The organism is Allobosea sp. GW821-FHT03A12 (assembly GCF_058986765.1).
The window spans coordinates 132,934-140,879 of the sequence record NZ_JBYSVZ010000009.1 but is presented as its reverse complement, the minus strand read 5'-3'; the positions used below and the strand labels follow the sequence as shown (position 1 = coordinate 140,879).

9 protein-coding genes and 1 pseudogene are annotated in these 7,946 nt (G+C 61.7%); 4 read left to right on the top strand and 6 right to left on the bottom strand.

The annotated features are described in order from the left end of the window. A pseudogene (locus AC3WLC_RS29495) lies at nucleotides 1-207 on the top strand (hypothetical protein); the annotation flags it as partial. A gap of 733 nt (nucleotides 208-940) precedes the next feature. On the opposite strand, the gene AC3WLC_RS29490 reads toward AC3WLC_RS29495, so the two are convergent. Next, a complete protein-coding gene (locus AC3WLC_RS29490; RefSeq protein WP_493687450.1) occupies nucleotides 941-1,240 on the bottom strand; it encodes a PRC-barrel domain containing protein in 300 nt (99 codons plus the stop codon). A gap of 234 nt (nucleotides 1,241-1,474) precedes the next feature. Between AC3WLC_RS29490 and AC3WLC_RS29485 the strand changes: the two genes are divergently transcribed. Next, complete coding sequence (locus AC3WLC_RS29485; RefSeq protein WP_493687449.1) at nucleotides 1,475-2,338, top strand: NmrA family NAD(P)-binding protein; 864 nt, start codon at nucleotides 1,475-1,477, stop codon at nucleotides 2,336-2,338. Here AC3WLC_RS29485 and AC3WLC_RS29480 read toward each other — a convergent pair. Continuing rightward, entirely contained in the window at nucleotides 2,288-3,613 is a 1,326-nt protein-coding gene (locus AC3WLC_RS29480) for an ArgE/DapE family deacylase (protein WP_493687448.1), read from the bottom strand. The genes AC3WLC_RS29485 and AC3WLC_RS29480 overlap by 51 nt on opposite strands. Before the next feature lie 136 nt (nucleotides 3,614-3,749). Here AC3WLC_RS29480 and AC3WLC_RS29475 point away from each other — a divergent pair, with 136 nt between their 5' ends. Then, nucleotides 3,750-4,214 carry an Lrp/AsnC family transcriptional regulator gene (locus AC3WLC_RS29475; protein ID WP_493687447.1) on the top strand — a complete coding sequence of 155 codons (465 nt, stop codon included), beginning with the start codon at nucleotides 3,750-3,752 and terminating at the stop codon, nucleotides 4,212-4,214. A gap of 297 nt (nucleotides 4,215-4,511) precedes the next feature. On the opposite strand, the gene AC3WLC_RS29470 is transcribed toward AC3WLC_RS29475, so the two are convergent. Both AC3WLC_RS29470 and ku (AC3WLC_RS29465) read right to left on the bottom strand, forming a co-directional pair. Next, a complete protein-coding gene (locus tag AC3WLC_RS29470; protein WP_493687446.1) occupies nucleotides 4,512-4,766 on the bottom strand; it encodes a hypothetical protein in 255 nt (84 codons plus the stop codon). Nucleotides 4,767-4,826: 60 nt separating this feature from the next. Further along, nucleotides 4,827-5,648 carry a non-homologous end joining protein Ku gene (ku, locus tag AC3WLC_RS29465; RefSeq protein ID WP_493687445.1) on the bottom strand — a complete coding sequence of 274 codons (822 nt, stop codon included), beginning with the start codon at nucleotides 5,646-5,648 and terminating at the stop codon, nucleotides 4,827-4,829. 127 nt (nucleotides 5,649-5,775) lie between these two features. On the opposite strand from ku (AC3WLC_RS29465), the gene ku (AC3WLC_RS29460) reads away from it, so the two are divergent. After that, nucleotides 5,776-6,576 carry a non-homologous end joining protein Ku gene (gene ku / locus AC3WLC_RS29460; RefSeq protein ID WP_493687444.1) on the top strand — a complete coding sequence of 267 codons (801 nt, stop codon included), beginning with the start codon at nucleotides 5,776-5,778 and terminating at the stop codon, nucleotides 6,574-6,576. Nucleotides 6,577-6,808: 232 nt separating this feature from the next. Here ku (AC3WLC_RS29460) and xth read toward each other — a convergent pair whose 3' ends face one another. Both xth and AC3WLC_RS29450 read right to left on the bottom strand, forming a co-directional pair. Beyond that, entirely contained in the window at nucleotides 6,809-7,582 is a 774-nt protein-coding gene (xth, locus tag AC3WLC_RS29455; protein WP_493687460.1) for an exodeoxyribonuclease III, read from the bottom strand. A 118-nt stretch (nucleotides 7,583-7,700) separates the two neighbouring features. Continuing rightward, nucleotides 7,701-7,946: a hypothetical protein gene (locus AC3WLC_RS29450; RefSeq protein WP_493687443.1), complete on the bottom strand. Its 246-nt coding sequence runs from the start codon at nucleotides 7,944-7,946 to the stop codon at nucleotides 7,701-7,703.

The following is a 7,946-nucleotide window of genomic DNA, read 5'->3' as shown; positions in this document are numbered from 1 at the left end:
CGTCGCGGCGGCACGGTGGTTTCGGTGAAAGCTCCCGACGAGCACACTGTAACGGTCGAAGCCATCATGGATGATGCCACGCCGATCGACCGCGATGCCCGGCTCGCCAGTTATCGCGCGGAAGGCTGGACGGAGTTCGACGCCAAGGCCCCGCCCTACAGCACTGCGGCGCCGTCAGCAGGGCGCCCACAGTTCCCCATCGACTAGGGATCGGCCCGCGCTGCGACCGAACGTGCTCGTGACCAGGGCCTCCGCGATTAATTCCGGAGGCCTCTCTTCTCCTGAGGTTCCGCCAGCGTGCTGCACGGCGCACGGAGGACCAGCGTTCTGCGAGCTCCTCGGCGCTTAGGACTGCACCCCATGTGGATGTCGGGAACCGGGTCGTCTGTGGACACGTTGCTTTCGCCGAATTGAGCCGACTGTAGCGGACCTGCTGAGCCTCTGCAGCTGGTTTTGAGTGGACGCCTGATCCTTCGGCGAGAGGTTTGGCGCGAAGATCCAGAGCGCTAAGTCAAGAACGAAGGCTCCGCCGATTGAACCCTGTTGGCATCAAATAAGACCCCCCCGCCGAGATCCGACGGGGCCGTTCCTCAAGATGCTTGAGCTCGTCGGAACCGCTCGACGGAGCGTTGGGTCAGATCGTCCTCATCCTCCGCAATGACCGCCAAGCTGGCGACGATGAATGCGAGGCGCACTCGCTCTCGCTCGTCGTATGGATCGGACAGGCTCAACCGGATTTCATTCCAGGCAGCGTCGAGAGCTGTGCGTGCCCGGGCAAGTTCCACCGGGTCCGTCAGTGATGAGAATGGCATCTCCTTTCTCCTTGATACGTCACCAACAACGAAAATTTAGTCCGCGCCGGTGCGTTGGCAATATCAAAGACAAAAAAAGCCCGGCCCCGCGTGAGCGAGACCGGGCTGGATGACCCAACAAGCGATGGTTACGGATCGACGTGTTCGGGCATCGCTTTCAGCTGATCCTTCGTCCAGTTCGTGACCGCGTGGACATCGCCGTCCTCGTCACGCATGAATTCGAGCTCGCTGAGAGCCACGGCGACGGGCTTGGCGCCGATGCCCAGGAAGCCGCCGACATCGATCACCGCCTGAGCGTTCGGGCCGGCTCCGTGCACATGAGAGATCGCACCGATCTTCTCGTCGCCAGGCCCGTAGATTGTGGCGCCGTCGAGAGCGACAGCAGTCAGGTCGGTATCGGCAAGACGGCTATGCTTTGAATGGTCCATGGGATCCTCCTCTGAGAGGAAGGAACGACTGGCAGGAAGAGGTGTTCCGCCGCTCAGTCGAATGAAAAGCCGGTGGGTATCCGGGCGGGCTGCAGGCCTCCAGCCTTCGCTCCACCGTGACGTCGGGCACTCCAAAGGCCCCGGATCATTCGCGCCCATTGGGCGTTCCTCATAGGCGATTTCATCCGAGCCTCCTTCACCAGAATTCGGACAAGAGAACAGAGGAGCAATCCCATGTTCATCATCATGGGTGGAACTGGCCATGTCGGTTCGGCAACAGCTGACGCATTGTTGGGACGAGGCGAAGCGGTGACGATCGTCACGCGCGATCCTGACCACGCTGCTGGATGGCTAGCGAAGGGTGCCAAATTGGTGAAGGCAGACGTCGAGGATGTGCCATCCCTCAACGCTGCATTCCAGCTCGGGCGACGCGCCTTCCTGCTCAATCCGCCCGCCAACACCGCGGAAAATACGGACGTGGTCGAACGGCGAACAGTCGCCAAGATCTTGCGGGCGTTGGAGGGGTCTGGGCTGGAGAAAGTCGTTGCGGAGTCGACAGGCGGCGCCCAGCCGGGAGAGCGCATCGGCGATCTCAACGTTCTCTGGGAACTCGAAGAGGGTCTTCGAGCGCAAGCGATTCCTGCCGCGATCAATCGCGCCGGCTACTACATGAGCAACTGGGATGGACTGCTTGAGACCGCCGGTGCGACAGGCAAGCTTCCAACCATGTTTCCGGCTGATGTCTTGATCCCCATGGTATCATCTGGCGATCTCGGCAAAGCTGCCGCCGACAGGCTGTCGTCACCACTCGCTGACGTTGGGGTGCGCTATATCGAAGGGCCGAGGCGCTATTCGAGCGAAGATGTCGCCAAGGCATTCTCAGCTCGCCTCGGCACCTTGGTCGGGCTCTCAGTCATCCCTCGTGGAGAGTGGAAGGAAGCGTTTCTGCAACTCGGTTTTTCCGAAGCGGCCGCGGCCTCTTATGCGCGCATGACCGCGGTCAGCCTCGATGGAGGCTTCGATTTGGCCGACGACCCTATCCGAGGCTCAACGACACTCGACGCTTACGTTCAAGAGCTGGCCCTGAACGTTGGATAACTCATCGATGCCGCACCAGTCAGCTGCGAACAGTGCAAGGGCCTTCGTAACTCGCTTGAGTGAAGGCAGGCTGACCCGCTCATCAATACCGTGAATATTCTCGGCGATCGGCCCATAGACGAGCGCCGGGACATTTCCGTGAACTGAGAAGATGGCCGCGTCGAGATAGGCGGTCATGACATAGGCATTGAGCTCTTTGCCGCCCTGGGCTCGTCTGTGGGCGGACTGCAAGCACGCTTCGGCGGACGTGCCTTCTGCGAGTTCGTATCCAGCATGCATCACGCCAACCCAGTCGACATCGACCAGATCGCCACTGGCGAAGGCGAAGTCATCTTTCTGAACCGTCGTCACGAAGTTTTCGAATTCGGCGGCCCGTGCTTGCGGGTGCTCGCCAGGATAGAATCCGATGCGGCCCTCGACCACGCAGTCACTCGGTATTGAAGCAATCCAGTCGCCGCCAACTATCGTCCCAAATGTCAGCGCAACTGGATTGGCGATGGTCTCGAAGCCGGCCTTGCCCTTAGCCTCTGCGATCCACTTGCGTTCCAGAGCGCGCAAATGATCCATCAGCTTGATCATCAGATCGATCGCGCTTTGCCCGGACTCGGGTTCCCGTGGGTGAGCCGGCCGCCCACGCGTCGTCAGGCGGAATTTCAGCACGCCGGAATTGGCGCGAACGAGCTGCTCGTCGGTCGGCTCGGCGCTGACGATGACGTCGGCGATTAAACCGTTGATGAAGGCAGTCGCAGCGCCGTTCCCGGTAATCTCCTCGTCCACCACTGACTGGATCTGAACGTCTCCGCACAGGGTCAGTCCAGCGCGCTCGATCGCCGCGAGAGCGTAGACGGATGCCGTTAGGCCAGCCTTCATATCGCCGGCACCGCGGCCATAGAGCCAATCACCCTCCCGTCGCGCCGTGAATGGGGGCGATGACCACCGGGCCGTGTTGGCTGCAGGCACGACATCCATGTGCGAATTGAACGCCAGCGATCGGCCACCGCGTCCCTTGGCAGCTCTAAGGCCGACCACGTTCCAACTCGACCGATAGTCGATGGTCGCCGGAGAGAAGGCTGGATGCTTACCGATTTGCGTGGCGTCAGTCTGAAAGCGCCTGACCTCGTAGCCCCGTTTCACCAAGCTCGCCTCGAGGAAGCTCTGCGCTTCCTCCTCCTCCTCGCGAAGCGTGCGGTAACCGACAAGCTTGGCCAGGAATTCCACCTGCTCCTCGAACAGGTCGTCGACGGCTTGCAGGATGCGGTCTTGGGGAGCGGTCATGATTATTTCCTGCAGAACGGCTGGGCAGCTGATAGGCTTCATCATAGGTCGCTCATCCGCTGATTGGCGGCGTTCATGCCAGCATCAGCTACGGATTGCGGCAAAGTTCCCCCACTCAATGCAGGATTACTGCGTTATGGCACTGGATGAGATTGATCTGAAACTGCTCCAGGCCGTCCAGGCGAACAATCGTCTGACCTCGGAGGAACTGGCTGAACTCGCGAACCTGTCGGCGACGGCCTGCCAACGCCGACTGAAGCGGTTGCGTGCCACCGGGGTCATTGAGGGCGACGTTTCGATCGTGTCGCCGAAGGCGGTTGGGCGCCCCTTTTCAATGCTGGTCCTAGTCTCGCTGGAACGAGAGCGCGCGGACATCATCGATCGCTTCAAGGCTGCGATCAGGGCAACGGCGGAAGTGATGACCGGCTTCTATGTGACCGGCGATGCCGATTTCGTGCTTGTGGTGACGGCGCGCGACATGGAGGACTACGAGCAGTTTACGCGCCGCTTCTTCTACGAAAATGCCGACATCAAGAGTTTCAAAACGATTGTCGTCATGGACCGCGTCAAGGCTGGCTTCTCGCTGCCCATCGAACTCTGAAAACGCAGTTTTCTTTCTGCAGCGATTTGATCGGTGCTTTATCCGTTAGGGGGCGAGGGCGGATATCAGCACAGCCGATAGACCGTCGCCTCGTCAGCCTTCGCTCGAACTTCCTTGGACGACGCCTGCCGCAGCTTGTCGTCATGTGTCCAACCGCGCTAGGCGATCTCGGTCGCGAGCTTCGGCTAAAACTGCTATCCGCTGACAGGCGGCGAGCTCCTTGTGCGGTGCCCCCCCAAGCCGTAGATTCCAAAAACGAGATTGCGACTGGCTGCAGACAATCGCAGGAGCACCACCCTATTCGACCGCGATGGCAAGCACGCGACCGTGCACGGCCAGGTGCCTGTCGCTGCGGTTCATGACCGCCAGCACGACAGATGCACCATCCTCGCAGTCGAGCACCAGTCTGTGGCAAAACTGACCGTCATCATAACTGGTTGTGTCGAAGAGCAGATAGCCCACCCGCCGATCGTCATACTCACCCGCGAACTGATAAATGACGTCGACCCTGCTCCCATCGCGTAGGCTCAGCCGGGCCTTTCCGGCGATCATGGTACCCTCCCTCCCTGGGACTGCATGCGGCGAAGATGAGGGCGGCTGGCCCAGACTTACCTAGGCCGCCTTCTTCGCCGGCTTGCGCTTCGCCGCCGCCGGTGCGTTCTGCCCGACACTGGCGCGCAGCGCCTCCATCAAGTCGACGGGCTTTGAAGCCTTTGCTTTCTTCGCGACCTTGACCGGCTTGCCGGCTAGCTTCGCCTTGACCAATTCGGCCACGGCCGCCTCGTAACGGTCGTCGAACTTCGAGGGATCGAACTCGCCCTTCTTGGTTTCGATGATGTGCTTGGCGAGCTCGAGCATCTCCTTCTGGATCTTCAGCTTGGGGATGCCGTCGAACGCCTCCGCGGCGGAGCGGACCTCGTAGTCGAAATTGAGGGTGTGGGCGACGAGGCCGAGCCCGTGCGCCCGGATCATCAGCGTGCGATAGCGCCGAAACAGCACGGCATGAGCCAGCGCACCGACCTTGCTGGCCCGCAGCGCCTCGCGGATCACCGCAAAGGCGTCGTCGGCGATCTTCCCCGATGGGGCAAGGTAGTAGGGCTTGTCGAAAAAGACCGTGTCGATCTCGCTGCAGGGAATGAAGGCCTGCACCGCCAGCAGCTTCTTGCTCTCCGGCACGGCGTTGGCGATTTCGTCGGGCTCGACCTCGACATAGCGGTCCTGATCGATTTCGAAGCCCTTGATCTGATGCTCGCGATCGACGGGCATCTCAGTGGCGGGGTCGATGAACTCGCGCCGCACACGGTGGCCGGTGTCGCGGTTGATCGTGTGGAAGGCGATGCGCTCGGAGGTGCTGGCGCCGGTGTAGAGCGCGACCGGGCAGCTGATCTCGCCGAACTTCAGGTAGCCCTTCCAGTTCGCCCGCGCCGCGACCATGACACGCTCCTCCCGACGCAACACACCAGCGATTCAATGCGGCGCCGGCCAACTGGTTCCGGCGCCCTGGAACTGAATCGATCAAGCCGCATTGAGTCGGCAGTCGCGTTCCCGGAGTTGCGTCGTCATGCCCGCCAGAACCTATTGGAAGGGCTACCTCAAGCTCTCGCTGGTCACCTGTCCTGTCGCTATGAGCCCGGCCACGTCCGAGAGCGAAAAGGTCCGCTTCCACACACTCAATCGCGAGACCGGCAACCGCGTCGTCAGCCGCTATGTCGACGCCGAGACGGGCAAGCCGGTCGAACCGGACGACCAGGCGAAGGGCTACGAGGCCGAAGCGGGTCGGCTCGTCGTGATCGAGGATGACGAGCTCGAGGCAGTCAAGCTCGACACCGTCCGCACGATCGACATCGATGCTTTCGTGCCGCGCGACTCCATTCCCTGGATCTATCTCGACAGCCCGCACTACCTGGTTCCGGATGACGAGGTCGGCGAAGAGGCATTCTCGGTCATCCGCGATGCCATGACGGCGACCAAGATGGTCGGCGTCTCCCGCGTCGTGCTCTACCGGCGCGAGCGCGCTGTCATGCTGGAACCGCGCGATAAGGGCATCGTTCTCTGGACGCTGCGCTATGGCGACGAGGTCCGTGACGCGAAGAGCTACTTCGCCGAGATCGACAAGGAGAAGCCCGAGCCCGACCTGCTCGACCTCGCGCAGAGGTTCATCAAGGCGAAGACCACGGATTGGTCGCCGGAGATGGTCAAGGACCCAGTGCAGGAGCACCTACTGAAGCTCATTGCAGCGAAGAAGCGCAAGGGGGCCCGCAAGGTCACTGCAGCCGCCGGTGGCAAGGAGCGGCCGGGCAACGTCGTCAACCTGTTCGATGCCCTGAAGAAGAGCCTGCAGGCGGACAAGTCGCTGCGGTGAAATGGGACAGGGCTGACCTCCCTTCGAAGGTCAGCCCTGCTGGCCGTTCCCCTGTGGTGAGATGGAATGCCCGAACTGCCGGTACATCCGCGGCGAACACGAACGGGCAATCAACTGACCATACAGCCTGATGCGAGCCTAGACAGGTACGCTCAAGCCGCCAGTGGCGATTTCGGCGCTGCCACGCGCCACTTCGGGGATATGTTGCCAATCCCACTCGGGTGCGAGCATCCTAGCCTTCCAGGCGGATCCACGTCGGAGCATGGTCGCTCGCCTTGTCCCAGCCGCGCACATGCCGATCGACATCGGCGGCGATGAGCCGCTTGGACAGTGCCGGGCTCAGCAGCAGATGGTCGAGCCGGAGCCCCGCATTCCGGCCCCAAGCGTTCCGAAAATAGTCCCAGAAGGTGTAGATGCGCTCCTGCGGGTGCGTGGCCCGAATTGCATCGGTCCACCCCTGCGCGACCAAGTCTCGAAAGGCCTGGCGCACCTCAGGGCGAAACAGCGCATCGTCGACCCAGCGTTCCGGCTTATAGACGTCGATCTCGGTCGGAATCACGTTGAAGTCGCCGATCAGCGCGACCGGGATCTTGTGTGCGAGCAGCTCAGCGGCATGGGAGGTGAGCCGCTCCAGCCAGGCGAGCTTGTAGTCGAATTTTGGACCAGGCGCCGGGTTGCCGTTCGGCAGATAAAGGCATCCAACCAGCACCCCGCCAATGGCAGCCTCGATATAGCGGCTTTGCGTATCCTCATCGTCGCCCGGGAGACCGCGCCGGGTTTCGATCGGATCTGAACCGCGGGCAAGGATCGCGACGCCATTCCAGCTCTTCTGCCCGTGCCAGATCGCGCCATATCCAGCGGCCCCGATCGCGGCTTCTGGAAACTTGCCCTGTGGCGCCTTCAGCTCTTGCAAGCAAACGATGTCCGGCTTGGCTTCCGACAGCCACCGCAGCAGCACCGGCAACCGGCCATTGATGCCATTAATGTTGAAGGTTGCGATCAGCACCACCGGCCCCTCTCGGCGACCAACGTCAGCTGGTCATGCGCGTTCCCGAGACGGTGCAATATTCATTGGAAGCAGACGCGCCAGCGCAGCCGCTGCCTGCGATGGCGCGCCCTGATCGCTATCGCTTCATTTGCTCGGGGAATCGCTGGGACAGGGTTTGAAAGCGATCGACGATCCGGCGGAGCAACTCGGCATCATTGGCCCCACCCCCCATCAGAATGCTCTCCACGATGTAGCTCAGACGCTCTCGATCGCGAGCGTGAGCGCCCGCGGCTGACCCGCTTTGAAGCTGGCTCCATGCCTCATCGAGCAATGACAGCGCGCGGTTCCGTTGCGACGAATCCATCAGGGGGCTGAAGGTCAT